General features: G+C 55.8%; 1 pseudogene. It reads left to right on the top strand.

The features are described 5' to 3' along the window. A pseudogene (locus AF337_RS46545) lies at positions 1-113 on the top strand (OB-fold-containig protein); the annotation flags it as partial. Between the last annotated feature and the right edge of the window lie 113 nt (positions 114-226).

Below are 226 nucleotides of genomic sequence, written 5' to 3'. Positions count from 1 at the left end.
GGATCGGCGCTTCGGTTCTTCTCGTCGATCACAAGGCCAATGTGTTTATCGCCATTCCCGCGCCGGTCGACCCCACCGATGCGAACAATCAATCTTTCAGGGAGCAGCAATGATGTACGACGTTATTCTACCAGCCGGCATTGGGATTGTTCTGATCTTCGGCATCGGTTTTGTCCTCGCCTCTCTTTACACGCGCTCCAGCCGCGATGAGGCCTATGTGCGCACC

Source organism: Rhizobium ecuadorense, assembly GCF_001187535.1.
Classification (GTDB): domain Bacteria; phylum Pseudomonadota; class Alphaproteobacteria; order Rhizobiales; family Rhizobiaceae; genus Rhizobium; species Rhizobium ecuadorense.
Note: the sequence above shows the minus strand (reverse complement) of the source record. Positions and strands in the feature narration are given on the sequence as shown.